The sequence below is a fragment of the Spiroplasma chrysopicola DF-1 genome (assembly GCF_000400935.1).
Lineage (GTDB): Bacteria > Bacillota_I > Bacilli_A > Mycoplasmatales > Mycoplasmataceae > Spiroplasma > Spiroplasma chrysopicola.
The window spans coordinates 25886-45892 of the sequence record NC_021280.1; the positions used below are offsets into that span (position 1 = coordinate 25886).

General features: G+C 29.7%; 18 protein-coding genes. All 18 read left to right on the top strand.

Annotated features, from left to right (window positions below):
• Positions 1 to 32 precede the first annotated feature (32 nt).
• Positions 33 to 3365, top strand: coding sequence for an ABC transporter permease (locus SCHRY_RS00100; protein ID WP_016338433.1), 3333 nt, complete (start codon positions 33 to 35; stop codon positions 3363 to 3365).
• An 89-nt stretch (positions 3366 to 3454) separates the two neighbouring features.
• On the top strand, positions 3455 to 4462 hold the full coding sequence (gene dusB, locus SCHRY_RS00105; RefSeq protein WP_016338434.1) for a tRNA dihydrouridine synthase DusB: 1008 nt from the start codon (positions 3455 to 3457) through the stop codon (positions 4460 to 4462).
• On the top strand, positions 4449 to 5951 hold the full coding sequence (gene lysS, locus SCHRY_RS00110; protein ID WP_016338435.1) for a lysine--tRNA ligase: 1503 nt from the start codon (positions 4449 to 4451) through the stop codon (positions 5949 to 5951). The genes dusB and lysS overlap by 14 nt, the downstream gene beginning before the upstream one ends.
• 8 nt (positions 5952 to 5959) lie before the next feature.
• On the top strand, positions 5960 to 6964 hold the full coding sequence (locus SCHRY_RS00115; RefSeq protein WP_016338436.1) for an aspartate--ammonia ligase: 1005 nt from the start codon (positions 5960 to 5962) through the stop codon (positions 6962 to 6964).
• Positions 6964 to 7650: an IspD/TarI family cytidylyltransferase gene (locus tag SCHRY_RS00120; RefSeq protein ID WP_016338437.1), complete on the top strand. Its 687-nt coding sequence runs from the start codon at positions 6964 to 6966 to the stop codon at positions 7648 to 7650. Before SCHRY_RS00115 ends, SCHRY_RS00120 begins: the two co-directional genes overlap by 1 nt.
• Positions 7651 to 7775: 125 nt before the next feature.
• Positions 7776 to 8234, top strand: a complete 459-nt coding sequence (rpsF, locus tag SCHRY_RS00125) for a 30S ribosomal protein S6 (protein WP_016338438.1) — start codon at positions 7776 to 7778, stop codon at positions 8232 to 8234.
• A gap of 28 nt (positions 8235 to 8262) precedes the next feature.
• The gene (locus SCHRY_RS00130) at positions 8263 to 8730 is read left to right on the top strand and encodes a single-stranded DNA-binding protein (RefSeq protein ID WP_016338439.1); all 468 of its coding nucleotides are present in this window, start codon (positions 8263 to 8265) and stop codon (positions 8728 to 8730) included.
• A 14-nt stretch (positions 8731 to 8744) separates the two neighbouring features.
• Positions 8745 to 8969 (top strand): 30S ribosomal protein S18, encoded by a 225-nt coding sequence (gene rpsR / locus SCHRY_RS00135; protein ID WP_016338440.1) that lies wholly within the window; start codon positions 8745 to 8747, stop codon positions 8967 to 8969.
• Positions 8970 to 9145: 176 nt separating this feature from the next.
• A complete protein-coding gene (locus SCHRY_RS00140; RefSeq protein WP_016338441.1) occupies positions 9146 to 11191 on the top strand; it encodes an ABC transporter permease in 2046 nt (681 codons plus the stop codon).
• Positions 11192 to 11205: 14 nt separating this feature from the next.
• The gene (locus SCHRY_RS00145) at positions 11206 to 13047 is read left to right on the top strand and encodes an ABC transporter (RefSeq protein ID WP_016338442.1); all 1842 of its coding nucleotides are present in this window, start codon (positions 11206 to 11208) and stop codon (positions 13045 to 13047) included.
• Positions 13047 to 13694, top strand: a complete 648-nt coding sequence (locus SCHRY_RS00150; RefSeq protein WP_016338443.1) for a nitroreductase family protein — start codon at positions 13047 to 13049, stop codon at positions 13692 to 13694. Before SCHRY_RS00145 ends, SCHRY_RS00150 begins: the two co-directional genes overlap by 1 nt.
• 94 nt (positions 13695 to 13788) lie before the next feature.
• Entirely contained in the window at positions 13789 to 14073 is a 285-nt protein-coding gene (gene rpmE / locus SCHRY_RS00155) for a 50S ribosomal protein L31 (protein WP_016338444.1), read from the top strand.
• Positions 14074 to 14148: 75 nt separating this feature from the next.
• Positions 14149 to 16065, top strand: a complete 1917-nt coding sequence (locus tag SCHRY_RS00160; protein WP_016338445.1) for a hypothetical protein — start codon at positions 14149 to 14151, stop codon at positions 16063 to 16065.
• Between the two features lie 8 nt (positions 16066 to 16073).
• Positions 16074 to 17027, top strand: coding sequence for a DHH family phosphoesterase (locus tag SCHRY_RS00165; RefSeq protein WP_016338446.1), 954 nt, complete (start codon positions 16074 to 16076; stop codon positions 17025 to 17027).
• 19 nt (positions 17028 to 17046) lie between these two features.
• On the top strand, positions 17047 to 17631 hold the full coding sequence (locus SCHRY_RS00170) for a thymidine kinase (RefSeq protein ID WP_016338447.1): 585 nt from the start codon (positions 17047 to 17049) through the stop codon (positions 17629 to 17631).
• Between the two features lie 22 nt (positions 17632 to 17653).
• Positions 17654 to 17962 (top strand): hypothetical protein, encoded by a 309-nt coding sequence (locus SCHRY_RS00175; protein ID WP_016338448.1) that lies wholly within the window; start codon positions 17654 to 17656, stop codon positions 17960 to 17962.
• A 99-nt stretch (positions 17963 to 18061) separates the two neighbouring features.
• The gene (gene prfA / locus SCHRY_RS00180) at positions 18062 to 19138 is read left to right on the top strand and encodes a peptide chain release factor 1 (protein WP_016338449.1); all 1077 of its coding nucleotides are present in this window, start codon (positions 18062 to 18064) and stop codon (positions 19136 to 19138) included.
• Positions 19138 to 19995 (top strand): peptide chain release factor N(5)-glutamine methyltransferase, encoded by an 858-nt coding sequence (gene prmC, locus SCHRY_RS00185; RefSeq protein ID WP_016338450.1) that lies wholly within the window; start codon positions 19138 to 19140, stop codon positions 19993 to 19995. Before prfA ends, prmC begins: the two co-directional genes overlap by 1 nt.
• The last annotated feature ends 12 nt before the right edge of the window (positions 19996 to 20007 follow it).

Here is a 20007-nt window from a genome sequence, read left to right on the forward strand (position 1 = left end):
AATAGTAAAAAAATAGTGAGTAGGAGGCTATGATGTCGAAAGTTTTTAAAAGTTATTTAAGGACTTACTTAAAACAATGGATTGAATCATTGGGATTAGTACTTTTTATTACTGTTCTTTCGTTAGTAGTTATTGGAATGATTGCTTCTCCAATGCAGTTATCAACGAAAAGTAATAAAATTTTAAACCAATCCAATCTATGGAATTATAGTTTAGTCAGTGCAGCTAATAAATTTGATGATGAATTTACTTATGATTATTTTGTTGATAATTCAGATCAATATTATTTAAATCCAATTTTAGAAAATACTGATCAAAAAGGCATTTTAACGGATGAGGGATATCAAGCCTTATTAAAAAAAGATAAAGATCCAACAATAATTGAAAACAAATTAGCGTGAGGGAAAGATTTAAAAGAAGTTTTAAATTTATATTTTAACAATAAAAATAGTAGTACAAATATTTTTAATGGTACTAAAAATTTAACAGCGAGTGAAATGTTGAATTCAGAATATCAAAGGATTATTGCTAATTATTATAATGATGCTAGTTTTTATGTTAATAAAAATATTTTAGACCTACAAAAAGATAAATTTGCTTTTGCGGTTGATTTAGAATTTTATTATGAAGGATACCAAAAACAAGGGGACTTAACACCAAGTGCTTATTATTATCTTACTAGTAAAACTGAACATATTAATTCACAATCAAAAAGTTGAATTAATAATTTAGTGATGGTTGAGGGAACTAATAAGCTAGATGCTAATTCGTTAGTTATTACCGATAAATTTGCTCGTGATAATGCAATTAATATTGATCAAAAATTAGACTTTTATGCCTTAGGAACATTGCTACCAGAATTAAAAACAGCAACAATTTCAGGATTTGGAAGTAAGGCTGATACATTATCACAATCTTCATATTTCTCTTTTACAGGAGATCCAAAAAAATATGGGGCAATTTTTGTTAATGACAGCATTTTAGAAGATTTATACAATAAAGTTTGATTAGGGAATAAACCACAAAATTTTGTTTTTGGTTTAAATCAAAAGGTGAAATTTTTAAACAATAGTTCTTATGTTGATTTTAGAAACATCTTTAGTAAAAAAACTGATAGTGATTTTAGTATTTACAAAAAGAATCAAAATGTTTTAACACCATTTAGTTCAATTAAATCAATTTCAACATTGAACTCAATGAACATTACAGTAACAGTTTATATTATTTTAGGGGCCGGGTTATCATTGCTAGCTTTTATCTTTATTAGCTTTGTTATGAAAAAAGAAATGAATAAAACTCGCCGCCAAATCGGAATTTTTAAAGCATTAGGATACCGAACAAGTGAATTATCATGAATTTTTACTGTTAAAACACTAATTACGATTTTGTTAGGAATTTTATTAGGTTATCTATGTTCAATTCCGTTACAAATTTATATGTATGGTCAATTTCAAGGAATGGTTACTTTTAGTTATAACCAAGTTTATGCCGGAATTAGTTTTATGCTAGTACTATTTTTAGTAATTCCATTACTTTTCACAATTGCTTCATATATTTCAACTTTTATTTATATTAAAGAACCAATTTTATCATTGGTAAATAATGTTGGAAAAAGTCAGAAACTAATTCGCCAGGGGTTAATTTCACGTAGTTTAGCAAAACGAGGAAAAGGGTTTACTTGACGTCTACAATTAGCGTTTACATCACGAAACAAAGGGAAATTTGCCTTAGTTATTATCTTATTCTTCTTTTCTTCACTAATGTTAATTTTAATGTTAGGAGCAACAGGAGTCGCCAATTCAATTATTGGGGGAATTTTTAATACAATGAATCCTAAAGTTGATCATGTTTATACTTTTAATAATTTCCCAAAAGTTAATGGGACAGATGACAAAGGAAAACTAACTGTTAGTGATGAACAATATAATACTTATCAATTTGAATATAAAACATACCAAACAATTGATGATATTACAAAAGAAAATAGTAGTGCTGATAAATTCCATGAGGGTGTATTAGCAGCTTCGTCAATCAAAGAATATTTAGCGTTATTAAATACTTATAAAGTTAAAGACCAAAATACAGGGTTAAAACAATATATTTATTTAAGCGATTTAAAAACAATATTTTCTGCTTTACAAGAAGCTGGACCAAATGGTATTCAAACAGGGGATGATAGTTTCAATGGCCCAGTTTTAATGGAATTAGCGGCTAATGCCATGATGATGAGTGATCAAGCTCAAACAGTAGTTTCATTTAATGATTTATGATATAAACCATCAACAGAAACAATGGTTTATCAAATTGAAGGGGAAATTACAGGAAATCTAGAAAATTCTGGGGCTAATTTAGTAGGAGTTTTCCAAAATGATTCAATTGGTGGTAATTATGCAACAGGATATAACTGAACAGGAGTTTCCCAAAGTACGATTAATCAAATTTTTGCGGATCAACCTAATAATACAAATACTGTTAATGGTTTAATTTCTTATAAATTAGCTTTAAATGGAAACTTTAAAGTTGGTGATCAAATTACAATTAAAAGTGAAACACAAAATAAAGTACCAATTAATATTAATATTGTAGGAGTTATTCGTAATGACACAGTAACATCAAATATTTATACTGGTTATAACAATTTATTTACAAACATTTTTGTGCCAGGAACATTAGATCCTAGTCAACCAGAACATAACTTCTATACTGGCTTTTATTCACAAGAAAAACTTTATAATGGTTTTATTGATTTAAAAGATATGGCAACCTCAATTTCACAATTACAGTTTCAAGGAAATAATTTATCGATTATTGCCAATGATAGTAAAACAATTTGAGAAGCCATAACAGATCAAAATAGTTATGTTGTTACGGGAACATTAATGGGAATGATGACAAGTCAACGTAAATCAGATTTCTCAGTCTTTCCAATTGATGTTATGAAAGCAACAATTAATGATGTTCTTGAAAAACAAAATAACTCAATGATATTATTTGAGGTATTAGTAGCGTTAGTTGTTCTAATTCTTTTAGTTGTTATTGTAATGGTAGTAATTGATGAAGTTGCCCCAATTATTTTAACCCTAAAAGCAATTGGATATAAAAATGCTAAAATTAATTTTGTTGTTATTGGGAATTATGTCTTTGGAATTATTATTGCCTTTATTTTCGCTTGATTAGGATCAGTCTTAATTTGACAAATGGTCGGAATTATCGTTTATAAATTCTTTGCGACACCGTTAAACATTCCAATTGACTTTACCGGGCCATTAATTGCCTTAGCAATTGTCTCAGTAATCTTATTCGCATCATGAATTTTAGCAATGCATTCAATTAAAAATCGACCAGTAACACAAATTACTGAATAAATTAAAAATTAGTTAATCAAATCTTGTATTAACTAATTTTTTTTATTAATATTTACTTATTATTGTTAAAGTAAAAAAGGAAATTAAAAATGTTGAAAATTGGGAATGTTGAAATTAAAACGCCAATCTTTTTAGCACCAATGGCGGGAGTAACAAATGAAGCGTTTAGAATTATTTGTCATGAATTAGGAGCTGGTTTAGTTTATGCCGAAATGGTCAGTGATAAAGCAGTTATCCAACAAAACCAGAAAACACTGGAAATGATTAAAGTTAATGAATTAGAGCACCCAATTTCAATGCAAATTTTTGGGACTGATTTAGAAACATTTGTTGAAGCAGCAAAGTACATCGATAAAAATAGTGATTGTGATATTATTGACATTAATATGGGTTGTCCAGCGCCAAAAATTGCGATTAAATCACAAGCGGGGGCCTTTCTGTTAAAACACCCTAATCGGATTTATGAAGTTGTTAAGGCTGTTGTTGAGGCGGTTGATAAACCAGTAACGGTTAAGATTCGTTTAGGGTGAGATGAAGATAATATTAATTGTGTTGAAGTAGCAAAATTAATTGAAAAAGCAGGGGCTCAGGCAATTGCTGTTCATAGTCGGACAAGAAACCAATTTTATTCTGGTAAAGCAGATTGGAATTGAATTAAACGCGTTAAAGAAAGTGTTAAAATTCCAGTTATTGGTAATGGTGATGTCTTTAGTGGTGAAGATGCTGCCCGAATGTTAGCAGAAACCGGTTGTGATGCAGTAATGATTGCCCGTGGAGCCCAGGGGAATCCGTGAATTTTTCAAGAAATTAACCATTATTTAACAACACAAGAAAAAATGCCAAAACCTAGTTTAGCAGAATGACGCGATGTTATTTTCCGCCATGCTGATTTGTTAATGGGATTAAAAGGAGAGCGAATTGCGGCGAGTGAAATGCGCAAAAACTTAGCATTTTATTTTCGTGGCAAACCAGCGGCAACAAGTTATAAGATTCGCGCAACACAAATAAATAGTATTAATGAATTAAAAGAACTTGTTAATGAATATATAAATGGGTATGATAATTATAAAGGAGAAAAAAAAGATGGAAGGCCGTAATTTTAGTGAACAAGAAATTGTTCGTCGTAATAAATTAGAAAAATTAGTTAAAGAAGGAATAGACCCTTTTGTTGAAGCAAAATTTGAGAGAACGCATACAAGTCAAGAATTAGAAACAACTTTTGGTCATTTTTCAAAAGAAGAATTAAGTAATATTGAAAAGCCCCAATTAGTAAAAATTGCTGGTCGAATTAAAACCTTTCGCGAAGCTGGAAAGGCAAGTTTTTCAACTTTACAAGATCAGAATGGCATTTTTCAAATTTATGTTCGCCAAGATGCAATTGGTGAAGAAGCTTATGCCAAATTTTTAGAATTAGATTTGGGGGACATCATTGGAGTTGAAGGACAAATGATGAAAACTAATACAGGGGAATTAACAGTCCGTGTTAATAAATTTATTTTATTAACAAAAAGTTTACGTCCTTTACCAGATAAATATCATGGAATTAGTGATATTGAAGAAAGATATCGACGAAGATATGTTGATTTAATTATGTCACCAGAAACAAAAGATGTTTTTATTAAAAGAAGTAGAATTATTTCTTATATGCGCGAATTTTTTAATAGCAAAGGATATTTAGAAGTTGAAACACCGGTTTTACAACCAATTCATGGGGGAGCAGCAGCAAAACCATTCGTAACTCATCATAATACTTTAGACATGGATTTCTATTTAAGAGTAGCAACAGAGTTGCCACTGAAAAGATTAATTGTTGGAGGTTTTGAAGGGGTTTATGAAATTGGGCGTTTATTTCGTAATGAAGGAATGGATACTCGTCATAACCCAGAATTTACAACAGTTGAAATTTATATTGCCTATCAAGATATGAGTTTCATGATGCAATTAACCGAAGACACAATTTGTTATATTGCTGAAAAATTATTAAATACAGATGAAGTAACTTATTCAGGTCAAAAAATTAGTTTTAAACAACCATGAAAACGTTGACATATGGTTGATGCGATTAAAGAATATAGTGGTGTTGATTTTTGAGAAAAAATGACTTTTGAACAAGCAAAAGAAATTGCCAAAAAAAATAATATTTATGTTGAAAAATTTCATAATTCAGTTGGTCACATTATCAATTTATTTTTTGAAGAATTTGTTGAAAATAAATTAGTCCAACCAACTTTTATTTACGGTCATCCTGTTGAAGTGTCACCATTAGCAAAAGCAAATGCTCAAGACCCTCGTTTTACTGATCGCTTTGAATTATTTATTAATGGTCGTGAATATGCTAATGCCTATTCTGAATTAAATAATCCAATTGAACAATATGATCGTTTTGTTAAACAAATTGAGGAACGCCATCAAGGAAATGATGAAGCAAGTGAATTAGACATTGATTTTGTTGAAGCATTAGAGTATGGAATGCCCCCAACGGGTGGATTAGGAATTGGAATTGATCGATTGGTAATGTTATTAACAGGACAAGAGTCAATTAAAGATGTTTTATTATTCCCTCATATGCGTCCAAGAGGAAAATAGGTGAAAAAATGGCTTTTAAAATGCAAATAGGTTATAGCTCAATTTTAAATTTGCGTGATACAGTAACAGCAATTAGCGATACCAAAAATGAATTAATTAAAAAGTTAAAAATAACTTTTAAACTATTAGAAGTTGAACCAGCCATCATTTGTCGAGAAGAAACAGGACTAAATGATGATTTTCGTATTTCTGAACGCCCAATTGATTTTGATATTTTGCCAAGTAATTTAGTGGGAGAGATTTTACAAACTCATAATAAATGACGAAGAAGTGTTATTCAGAAATATGATATTTTAAAAGATGAAGGCATTTTAACTGTTACCAATCCACTACGTCGCGATATTGTTCAGTCAATTAATCAGGCAGTTGTTTGTAGTGAAATTGGTTTTGACATTTTAGTTGAAGAAAAACAATTAACAATGCATAATTTAGAACAAGTTGTTAAAAAACTTGTAACAGTAATTTACCAAGTTGAAGATAATTTATTAAAAACTCATCCGCAACTGAATCGCAAGTTTAGTGAAAAAACTAATTGAGTTGATTATAATGAACTAGTTAAATCAATGCGTTTATTAACTTATCAAGAACGGATTGATAAGTATACCCGTGAAAATGGCCCAGTTATTTTATATGGGCTCCAAGATGTTATTAAAAATGGTAGCTTAGATTTAAATGAATCCTTTGATGTTGTTGATTGAGAATTATATACAAAAATCTTTGTTTATGATTTTATTTTGGAAAAAGCAATTTGTGTTGGTTACTGTGCAGCAAGTGTTGGGAAAGAAGCGTTAAAAAAACAATTAGCAGTTACAAAAGAAATTATTAAAATTCGAACAAACTATGATGCGAAATTAGCAAAAGAGGAATTGCCCCCAACAATTACTTGTGGAATTTACAAAACACAGTTAGATTTACTATTGTTAGAAAAACAACATATTGCTGAAGTAGTCACTTCAATTTGAGAAGATGATTTTCTGGAATATGTTAATAAAAACGGAATTGAAATTTTATAATGGAAAAGTACACAGTTATTATTCCTGCGGCGGGAGTTAGTCAACGCTTTAAACATCATGAACATAAATTACTTTATCGCGGTCAACAAGCAGAGAGTGTTATTGAGAAAACAATTAAGATCTTTTTAGAAGATCCTTTTTGTCTTACCATTATTATTGGGGTTAATAACCTTGTTGGTCAATTTTTACAAGAGCGCTATTCTAAGGAAGAAAAAATTACATTAGTACGAGGACAAGATAATCGTGTTGATACTGTCTTAGCTTGTTTGCAAGAAACAGAAATCAAAACAGAGTTAACTCTTGTCCATGATGGGGCCCGTTGTTTTTTAACAAGGACATTACGAGATAAAATGATAACTTTTTTTCATCAAAATAATTGTCAGGTCTTAATTCCAGTTTTGCCAATCACTGACACAATTCGGATGATGAAGGATAATAAAGTTGTTAAAACAATGGTCCGAGAAGAATATGTCACAGTCCAAACCCCACAGCTTTTTAAGACAACAATTTTGCAAACAGCTTATCAATGTTATGAAAAACAAAAAAGAACTTTATCAAACGTTATTTATGATGATGCATATTTAATTGAATTATTTTGCCCTGAGGTTGAAATTGCAACAATCGCTGGTGAACAAGACAATCGTAAGATTACATATTATGAAGATGCAAAATTTGGAAAATATTAAGAAATAGTCTTACAATTATTGTTAATATACGGTATAATTGAAACCGAGTTAATAAAGCCAAAAGCAATTAGGTTATTAGCTCCTTGTCCAAATCGGACCTATAGACCACAAGGAGGATTATTATAGTGCGTAAATATGAAGTAATGTATATTTTAAATCCCGACGCAGCTGATCTAAAAGGATTGCAAACAAAATTGCATAAAATTTTAGAAGCTAACGGCGGAAAAATTGAAGAGTATGGAGACTGAGGCGTAAAAGATTTCTCATATCCAATTAAGAAAAAAACAAAAGGATACTATGGTGTATTAATTGTTAATACAACAGCAGAAAATATTGATGAATTTATTCGTATTAGTCATATTGAAAAAGATGTTTTAAGAACATTAGTAATTAATACTGAAAAAGAAAAAAATTATATTCAATCTGTTGTTTATGCAAAAACAGAAGTTAAAAATGATAAACCAGAACGTGGAGAACGTAAACCTGGGGGAAAAAGATTTGATAACAGACGTAATGACCGTCATGATGGGGAAGCTGTTGAAAGAACAGAACCAAAAGCTGAACCAACAGTAGCAGCAGAATAATTCCCATTGGCATGAAGGAGGCGAAGAAATGTTAAATCGTGTTGCATTAGTCGGAAGACTAACAAGAGATTTAGAACTAAAAAGATCAGTTAATGATAAACCCTTTGTAGCATTTACATTAGCGGTTAATAATAATTTCAATGACCAAACAGCTTTTATTTCATGTTTTGCATGAAGTAAAGTAGCAGAAAATATGGCAAAATATTTGCGAAAAGGGTCACTAATTTCTGTTGATGGCCGTTTACAAACAAGAACAGATAATGTTAATGGTCAACAAATGACAATTATGCAAGTAGTTGCTGATAATGTTTCGTTTTTAGATAGCCGTAATACTAATTCAAATGTTGGCAATGTTAGCACAGATGTGATTTCAACACCAAGTAATGTTAATTTTGAGAATATCACTTATGCTCAACCAAATCAAAACCAAGCAGCGCCAATGGAAGACAATGGTCCAATTAGTTTTGATGGTGATGATGCAATTTTATGAGATTAAAAGGAGAAAAGTAAATGAATCCAAAATTTAAACGTTTTAAAAAACAATGTTATTTTACAAAAAATAAAATTACTTACATTGATTACAAAGATATTGAATTATTAAAAAAATTTATATCAGGTAATGGCCAAATCTTACCAAAAAGAGTAACCGGGACAACTGCAAAAAACCAAAGAATGTTAGCAGTTGCAATTAAACGTGCTCGCCAAGTTGGGTTATTACCATTTGTAATTGACTAGACAATAGTTTTATAAAAACAGTTTTAGATCGCAGCATATTGCTGAACGGAAAAACTGTTTTTTATTTGTTAAATATTTAATTGATTTAGTTATTTATCTTATTTATAATTTGTTTTAGTGTACAATATACTAGAAATAAGTTAGAATTAAAATTAGAGTAAAAGAAGGTATTGCCCATGAAAAATAAGCCAAAATTTTTCATTGTCTTAAAGACGGAGTTTAAAGAAAAAATTTATAAGAATAGATTACAAGTTATAAAGTTTTTAATAATTTGCTTTATTCCTTTTTTGTATGGTTTTATTTGTAGTTGAGCCTTCTGAGACCCTTTAGCAAGTGTTTCAAATATTCCCTTAGCAATTGTAAATAAAGATGATGCGCCATGTATTAATTATGTTGTTAAAAAAAATGGCCCAGATGAACAAAACCTATTAACAAGCCCAAAGATTAATTATAGTAATACACAAAGTGCTGCCGGTTGTCAAAGTAATGGGGAACAGTGATTTGCCGGATTGGGGATTGGTGAAGACTATCAATTGCAAACGCGGTTTGAAAGTATGATTGATTTAGCAATTAAAAATAATGACTGATATAATCCGACAACAGAAAGTTTAGAAATTGAACAAGGAGAAATGAAAATTAATTTGCAATACTTAGCAAATGAAAAAGCAAATTTTAGTCCAAATGATAAGTATTGAGGACAATTAAATATTAGTAGTGGTTATACTGAGCATACATTTAAAACTCTTCGTTTATTAGAACATTTTAAAGATGAACCCAGTGGTAAAGATAGTTTAAAAGTAGAATTACAATATCTAATTAATAACAAACCAGATTTTTGGACAACCTATAAACAAAATTTTTTGGCTGGCCAAGTTCTATATACTTTTACCCAAATTAAAACAGCTTTGATTCATGATACTTTACCAACAGTTTTAGCTCCATCACTATTTTGATTATTTGCCAAATTAGATAATGAAGGAAATTATTATATTCAAGGGAAAGATTTTGAGAATTATCTTTTTAATATTGTTGACATTCTAAATCCAAACCGGGATGTTGGAAAAATTATTTTAGATTTAACACAGATTTTTGCACCAGATTTATATGATACTGTTAAAGACGTTTTAACTTTTCTTTCAATCCAAGGACAAGCAATTGTGACAAATTACTTACAAGAAATTTTTCCTGATTTAGAGGCTCATATTAGTTGAAATGAATATAATACAAAAATGAAAGAAAGTATTGCGTCATGGAATGATTTAAGCCAAGGAATATTTGAAATACCAACCCATATTCAAGGTTATCAATTTGGAAAATACGGGATTGGTTTAGGGGAATTTTTCATTGTAATTGCAATGTGAGTCGGAGTTTTGATGCAAACATTTATTTTTGATCGAGCAGCACGAACAAAATTTACTACAGGAGTCCAGCATTATTTTTCAAAATTAATTTTAATGTTAGCAACAACGGTGATTCAAACTGTTATACTTGGAATTAGTTTAGCAATTTTAGGGTTTAGTGTATTGGGATGAGGGGGTTTTTTGGCTTTCTTTGTCTGGCTAATATTTAGTAGTTTAATTTTTACGGTGATAGAACATGCGATTTGATTTGCCCCAAAAGATGGCGATGTTGGTAAATTCATTATTGTGTTATATTTAATTTTAAACCTAACAGCGGGGTGAGGAACGTTCCCATCATTTTTACAAGCAGATTTCTTTAATACTTTATCGGTAATTACTCCGTTCAAATATGTTGTTCATGGGATGGGTGACATTATTTACGGGATTTCAACGGGAGAAGGTAATTTATGACAATACCAAAAAGAAATCTTAATTAATAGTGGTATTTTACTAATCTGAATCCCAGTTTTAATAATTATTTCATTAGGATTAACAACGTTATGACGGAAAGAAGAATTATTTGGAACTATTAATAATAAAAAAATTAAAACAAGTTTAGAAAAATTAAATCTTGTGGCAAGTCATTATGGAACTAATTATTTGTTAAGAAACTTAACTGACCAAGAGTTAGAAAAGTTAGAAAAAAATGTATGGCAATTAAATGAAAAAGAATTTAATGCAAAAAATAAGGCAAAAATTAATCACTTAGTAGTTAAGTACAACGAAACTAACAAACAAAAATATCAAAAACAAATTGAAAAACTGAAAGCGAAAAAATTTGTTGGCATTGAGAAAAATGAAGATCGTGATTCAATTTTATAAAGGAGGAAAAAGTAATGGAACAAAATAATGAAAACCCAAAATTTGGACAAGTGTTTAAAAAAGAATTTTGTGAACAAACAGTTAAAAATAAACATCGTATTATTAAGTTTGTTGCAATTTGTTTTGTTCCATTTTTATATGGTTTCTTTTGTATTTGAGCTTTTTGGAATCCTTTTATTAATGTTGATAAAATTCCAATGGCAATTGCTAGCCAAGATGCAAATCAATGTATTGTCTATAAACCAGCAAATGATAGTGACCAGATAATTGCCAATGGAACAGAATTTGACTATTATTCTGTTAAAGATCAAAAGGCATGTTTAGCTAAAGCAACAGCTAAACCTGGGAAAATTGCCCAATTTGGAGGTATTACCGATAATATTATTACTGGCCCAAGTTATTATAATCAAGATAAAAACGCGGTAGAAATAAAAGTTAGTGTAATTACCTTAAAATTAGACTATTTAAAATTACCAGCTGATAATTTTACACCACAAGATAAATACTGAATCCAATTAAAGATTCCACAAGATTATAGTGAACATTTAACAGAACTAATGTTAAATTTAAAAGATGGTAATTTATCAGAAGCAACTTTATATGATAATATTTCATGGTTATTAGAACATCAAGTTAATATTTGGGGAACGTATAAACAAAATTTTTTAATTGGTTATTTTGCTAATGAATTTACCGGATTACGAAAAAGTTTTATTAAAGATGCTGTAACGCAATTAATCTTACCAATCCTGTATACAATAGTAGCTGATCCTAATACTGGTGTAGTAACGAAAAAGAATTTTCAAAAATATCTTGAAGATATTAAGGTCAGTCATTTAACAACTTTGGTTAATAATTTAACGGAAAAAGGTTTTTTGACAAAAACACAAAGTAAAAAGATTATTACCCTATTAAAAACATTTGGCATTGTTCGTCATTTGACCGGAAGTTATATCTTTAAAGATAATAGTGAACTGTCGCGTACGGACTATTTTGTTCAAAGTGATAAGTTAGCCGGAAAATTTAGTGATCTTGGTAATATTATCGATATTCCTTATGATGTACAAGGTTATCAGTTTAATGAATATGGAATTGGCTTGGGAGAATTATTTATTTTTATTGGAGTTTGAGTTGGGACTTTAACCCAAACCTTTGTTTATGATCGTAAAGGTCGTAGCACAAATGCGAAATGGTATCAACACTATTTTTCGAAGATATTATTAATGCTAACAACATCTTGACTACAAACAACAATTTTAATGTTATCGTTATTAATTTTAGGTTTCGGGGCAATTGGTCTATCGTATATTTGATTATGACTATGAATTCTTTTCATTGGCTCTGTATTTGTCATTATCATTGGGAGCATTTGAATGGCAGTAAAAGACGAAATGATTGGTCGTGTTTTAGTGTTGATTTATTTGATTTTAAACTTATCGGCAGGGTGAGGAACTTTCCCATCATTTATGCAAAATGGTTTTTTCAATGTAATATCTTATATAACACCATTCCGCTATGGTTTACAAAATATGGGAACAATTATTTATGGTTTAACATCCCCAACTCCGGGAGGGATTGCTAGCTATCAATTAGAAATTATGCAAAACTTTGCAATTCTTTTAATTTGAGTCGCAGTTTTTGTTTTAATTGGAGCGTTAACAACATATTATCGCTTCCGTAAATTGCGTTATGGAACATTAAATGCTAAAATTATTTTCCAAGTAATTGTTAATAGTCCCGAAGTTGTTAATAAACCACGACATATTTGGGAATTAAAAAAATTAACAGCTACAGAGCAAGCAATTGTCAAAAATAAAGTGCTTGCAGTAATAGAAAAAAGAGAGGTAAAAATTTAATGTCAGTTCAAAAAGCAATTAATTGAAGAAAAACAGTTAAAAAATATAATGAAAACAAGAAAATTAGTCACAATGATTTAAATTTAATTATTGAAGCAGGGCGCTTAGCACCAAGTTCAATGGGTTTAGAAGTTGCCAAATTAATTGTTATTCGTAATAAAATAACAAAAGCACAAGTTGCTGATCAAGTAATGCAAGGTAATATTGCAAAAGTAAAAGAAGCGGATGCGTTAGTATTCTTAGTTGGTGTTAACCCAGATTATTTATTAACAGATGAATTTTTATCAACGCGTTTATCACGTGCTGAGGGGATTTCTGCCGAAAAACTACAAGAATATATTAATCGTTATCGTAATTATTTTGAAAAAAGTGCAGTTGATTTAAAATCTTATGTTGCGCAACAAATTCATATTACAGCTAGTTTTATGGCCCTACAAGCGGCTGATTTAAAAGTTGGTTCGACAATTATGGGAGGATTTAATGCCCCAGAATCTGATAAAATCCTAGCTGAGTTAGGTTATTTAGATTTAACAAAATATCATTCAATTTTAACAATGGCTTTTGGCTATTATGATGAAAAAACGGAGGGTTCAACCCTACCACGGTTGCGAATCTCAACCGATGATTTTGTTAATATTATTGAATAATAAAAATAATTCTTTGTTTTTAAGATAAATTATGTTATCATTATTTACGTGCGAATAATATTATTAAATATTATTTAAAGAGAGGTGAATGAAAATGGCAAGAGAAGGAATCCATCCAAAATATTTTGAAGCAAAAATTATCTGTACAACTTGTGGAACTGATTTCATGAGTGGTTCTACTAAAGGAGAAGAATTAAAAGTTGATACTTGTTCTTCATGCCATCCATTTTATACTGGTAATCAACAATTTTCAAATTCAGCTGGACGAGTGGAAAGATTTAAATCAAAATTTACAAAAAAAGAAGAATTAACAAAACAAGTAGCAGAAGATTCAAAATCACAAAAAGAAATTAACATAAAAACTAGTAAACAAAAATAACAAAATGGAAAAACACTAAAAGGTGTTTTTTTCTTTGCTTATTCGGTATAATATGACTAAGGAAATGGTGAAAAAATGGGTTTAAAAATTACGGAGTTAAAATATAAGCGCTATAAAAAAAATATTTTTACTGACCTAGATTTTGAGGTTAACAGTCAAGATGTTTTGGGGGTTAATTTTACCAATCGGATTGCAGCAAACTTTTTTTTAAAACTACTATTAGGGAAAAAGAAAGTAACGCGGGGGAAAATAATTTTAAATAATAATAATATTACAGCGTTACTACCTAGAGAACGTAAAATTGCGACAATTTCATCAGGAGTTTTAAAACTAGGATTTTTACCAACAAAATTACGAATGGCTTATCATATATTGAAATCACCAAAATTTTTATATGAAGCAGGAGTTGAATATTATACAAATAAATATAATTATAAAGAATTACAAATGGTTGGTGATGACTTATATTTAGAGGAACTAATGAAAATTACGGAAAATATTATTAAAGAGTACTACTTAAATTCAATTAAAATTAAAAAAGACTGAATGAGTACATATTTAAAAGAAATTAGTTTGTTCCATCAAAAAGAAATTGCCGCCTTAATTAAACAAGACTCTTCAACGATTTTATCGCAAACATTACATACCTATATTCAAAAAAAAGAAGAAATTCGTGTCAGAGAAGGATATCTTGCCTTTTTGCAAGCTTTATGGGATAAAATTGCCTATGTGGGTGATTTAGATTATTTATGTGATTGTAAATTCATTGCCAAAAAACGGAAAATTAAAAATAAGAGTTTTGGTTTTGCTGAAGCAAAATTAGTTTCAATGAAATATTTAAAAATTTTAGGAGCCGAAATTACTTATGAACGTTACCGTTTAATGAATGCCCGAAAAGCCTATCGTCGTTATCGGATTAATGTTTTAAATACTTTAGGGAAAGAAAAAAACAAAATGGGGGTTGTTAAAAATATTTTAAATAATAGTAATGTTAGTTCGTTAAAATGAATCCAATTAGCAGATGACCAGTGATTTGAATATAATCAAAAACAAGAACAATTAATTACAAATTTGTTACCAGACGAAGCCTCGCTAATTAAAGGGAAAGTTTTAGAATATTTCCATAAATATCATATTGCCCTATTAAATAGAACATTAGTGCCAAGAACATATGATAATTCTGCTGAAATAAAATTAGCACAAGAAAAGGTTATTACTATCTATAATCAAGCTTTTAACCAAGTTAAAACCTTAATGGATCATTTAGAGATTAAAATGAATTGATTCCGTTTAACAAAAAACTTAAGTAATTTTGATCACATTAAAATTAAAATAATTAATGCAATTCTAACGAAAAAAGAACTCTTTATTTTTAATAATACTTTTGATAATTTGACCCAAAAAGAGGCGCAAGAATTAAATGATATTATGACAAAATTAAAAGAAGATTATCCGTTAACAAGTTTTTTAATTATTGGTAAAAATATTGAAAACATTAAAAACTATGTTGACCAATTTTTATTCTTTGATTTAGAAAATAAAGCAAAAATAATCACCCAAAGTGAAGCATTGGGGAAACCAGCAACTTTAACTTTATTTAAGACAATTTACAATAATTTTGATAATATTTATGAAGTAAATTTTGACGAACAGAAAAAAGGTTTGTTATGAAATGATTTTACAATTGGGGAAGTTCAAGGTATGAGTTTAACAGAAAATAGTTACCAAATGGCAATTAATCCTAAATTTATTACCTTAGAAAAAACAAAAAACTTTAATAAGAGTGATAATTTAAAAATCAAAGGACATCTTAAAGGATTGAAAAAAATTTTTAAAACAAATTTATGTACTTTTGAAACAGAAACCGGTAATATTATTAAATTCATGATTGAAGATAAAAATATTAATCGAAAAAAAGTTAATGCAATTTTTCTCGAAAAAGGAGCAATATTACTTTATGATTTAAATAATGATTTAATAAAAGTATTTTAGGAGGCAAAATGGAAAAAACAAAAGCTTTAATTTTAGAAAAAATTAAGAACCATAATAAAATTATTTGTTTACGACATGTTTCCCCAGATGGCGATGCATATGGGTCAGCCTTTGGTTTAGCTCAGTTTATTAAGGATAATTATCCAACGAAAAAAGTCCTTGTTGATGGCCAACCAAACCCATACTTAAACTTTTTAGCAACTCCTGATATTGTTCACAATCAAGATTATGAAGGAGCTTTAATTATTATTACTGATACGGCAAATGAAGAACGCATTGATAGCCCATATTGAAAGTTAGGGAAAACAGTTATTAAAATTGACCATCACCCAAATAAAACTTCATTTGGTGATATTCAATGAGTGGAAGACGAACGAGTTTCCGCTTCGGAAATGGTGGCAGAATTATTATTCGAATCAAATTTAACAATATCACCACAAACAGCAAAATTATTATTAACCGGAATTATTACCGATTCAAATCGTTATATGTACAAAAAAACCTCATCACAAACATTAATGTTAGCATCACAGTTACTAGCAAAAGGGGTTGATGCTCAGGCGATTTATCAAAACTTATATAATGAAACATGACATGATGCAAAATTAAAAAATTATTTGTTTGCAAAAATTGAATATGCTTCATTAGGGATTGCCTATATTAAAGTTAATCATGATATGCTAGTTGAACATAAAATGGAATATGAACAAGTTAAATCGTGAGTTAATTTAATGAGTAGTATTAAAGAATTTAAAATTTGGGTCATATTTGTTGAAAATAAAGCCGAGAATTATATTAATGTTAGTATTCGTAGTAGTAAGTATATTATTAACGAGGTTGCCGAAAAACACCATGGTGGGGGTCATCAATTAGCCGCGGGAGCTAAAATTTATCAATGAGATGATGTTAAGAAAGTGATCAAAGATTTAGAAGAAGTTATTCGTGATAATAAAATTATTTAATCACAGGGGGAGAGAGAGAATGTATTTTTTAAATAGTAAGGCAAAATTAGGGTGAATTGAAGTTATTACTGGTTGTATGTTTGCCGGGAAAACGGAAGAATTTATTCGAAGAGTTGTCCGTTTGAGTTATGCAAAATATAAGATTCAGATTTTTAAACCAAGTATTGATAATCGCTATGCTGAACAAAAAGTTGTTAGTCATAGTGAAAAAGCAATTGATGCAATACCAGTTTTAGATTCGGCACAGTTATTAACAAAAATTGATCCAGATACTTTAGTTGTTGGAATTGATGAGGTCCAATTCTTTGACCAAGATATTGTTGAAACAATTGATTCGTTAGCTAATCGCGGTATTATTGTCATTGTTAATGGTTTGGATAAAGATTTTCGTGGTGAACCATTTCTAAATGTTGAAAGATTAATGAGCCGGGCTGAAGAAGTGAAAAAATTACATGCAATTTGTGTTCAATGTGGAAACTTAGCCAATCGGACACAACGGTTAATTAATGGACAACCAGCAAATTATTATGATCCAATTGTTTTAATTGGGGAAAAAGATAAATATGAGGCACGATGCCGTCATTGTCATGAAGTGACATATTAAATTAAATAAGGAGAAAGAAAAAATGGCGACAAAATTAGGATTAAATGCTGAAGTATTTATATTAGCAAAACCAACTGCAAAAGAAGTTGTTAAGTTGAAAGGGCATTTTGTTGAAAACTTGCCTATCAATTCAAAACTAATAATATTTGAAGAAGTAAAAGTGGAAGAAGGTTATTTAGTTGTTGTTAATAAAAATGTTTTTAAAGTTTCACAGCGAATTATCGCAAAACATCCTGTTCGTAAAACATTTGAAAGTTATGAGTTACGTTTAACATTAGTTGATCAGTTAAATAAGTTGCCAAAAATCATGGCATTAATTACCATAAAATAAAATCACCTTTCATTGGTGGTTTTTTTGTTAAATTAATTCCCTAACGGCTAAATATATATTATAATTGATAGGAATGAGAAAATTCTAGGAGTAGGAAAAATGAATCAAAAAACAATTGAACGGTTAGAGGCGATGTTAAAGCGCTTGGAACATATTGAACAAGAATTAGTAAATCCATCAGTAATTGGGGATGCAAAAAAATTAGCAGGTTTAGCGAAAGAACAATCGCAGTTAGAAGACATTGTTGCGAAATATTTACAGTATAAAGCCATTTTACAAAATATTAGTGATGCCAAAGAAGTTCTGGGAACAGAAAAAGACGAAGAAATGATTGATTTAGCAAAAGAAGATCTTAAACAATCGGAAAGTCGCAAAAGTAACATTGAGGAGGAAATTAAGGTGATGTTATTACCAAAAGATCCAAATGATGAAAAAAATGTTATTATTGAAATTCGTGGTGCTGCTGGTGGTGATGAAGGTAATATTTTTGCTGGAGATTTATATCGAATGTATTTAAAATATGCCGAACAACAAAATTGAAAAGTAAAAGTGATTGATGAAAGTGAATCAGAAGCTGGAGGTTTTAGTTCAATTTCCTTTATGTTAAAAGGAGAAAGGGTTTATTCAAAAATGAAATTTGAATCAGGGGCCCATCGTGTTCAACGAATTCCGAAAACAGAAAGTAAAGGTCGCGTTCATACTTCAACAGCGACAGTAGCAGTTTTACCGGAAATTGAAGAAGTTGATTTTGAAATTAGAACAGTTGATTTAAAAATTGATACTTATCGTGCTTCAGGAGCTGGCGGGCAACATATTAATACGACAGATTCAGCTGTTCGAATTACACACTTACCATCAGGGATTGTTGTAACATCACAAGATGGTCGTAGTCAGCATGATAATAAGGCATTAGCAATGCAACATTTACGTAGTAAGTTATATGAAGAACAACAACGCAAAATTAATGAAGAACGAGGAACTTTACGAAAAGATGCTGTTGGAACAGGTGATCGTAGTGAAAAAGTCCGTACTTATAATTATCCTCAAAACCGTGTTACTGATCACCGGATAAATTTAACACTCCAAAAATTAGACCAAGTGATGGAAGGTAATATTGATGAAATTATTACGGCCTTAATAAATGAAGAACAAAGACTTAAAATGGAAGGTAACTAATGACAATTCGTGAATTGATTAAAAAAACTGAAGCAGAGTTAAGTGAAGTAGCGATTCCTAATTTTATTAGTGATATTAAAGCCTTGGTTGCTTTTTCGCTACAAACATCATTAGCACAATTGTATGCAATGCAAGAAGATGAAGTTAATTTTAATTTAGAACAATATTGAGAATTAATTAGGGAGTATAAAAATGGTAAACCACTCCAACAAATTACTAACCGCCAATATTTTTATGGTAATGAATTTTATGTTGATAGTAATGTTTTAATTCCCCGTTATGAAACAGAAGAACTTGTTGACTATATTAATGTTATTATTGATGATCGCAAAACAAAAAAACCAGGACCACTAACTTTAATAGACATTGGAACAGGCAGTGGGGCAATTGCAATTAGTATTGGATTAGAAAATCCGGATTTAAAAATTTATGCAAGTGATATTTCTGAACCAGCTTTGAAAGTAACGGAGAAGAACCTTACGCAATTAGATTGTCAAAATGTTGAACTTTTGCAAGGTAATATGCTTGAACCATTTATTAAGCAAAAGATAAAAGCTGATATTCTTGTTTGCAACCCCCCATATATTCCGAAACAACAAAAAATTAGTGCTAGGGTTAAAGATTATGAACCCCATGTTGCTTTATTTGGTGGCGAAGATGGGTTATTTTTCTACCATGAGATTTTTAAGAATTGGGAAAAAGTTATGAAAGAAGATGGTATTTTATGTTTTGAACATGGTTATGATCAAAAACGCCAATTAGAAAAACTTGCTCGCCATTATTTTCCAAAGAAAAAATATAAATTTACAAAAGATGTCAATAAAAAGTGACGAATGTTATTTATTTATCTTTTGTAGTAAAATAGATTA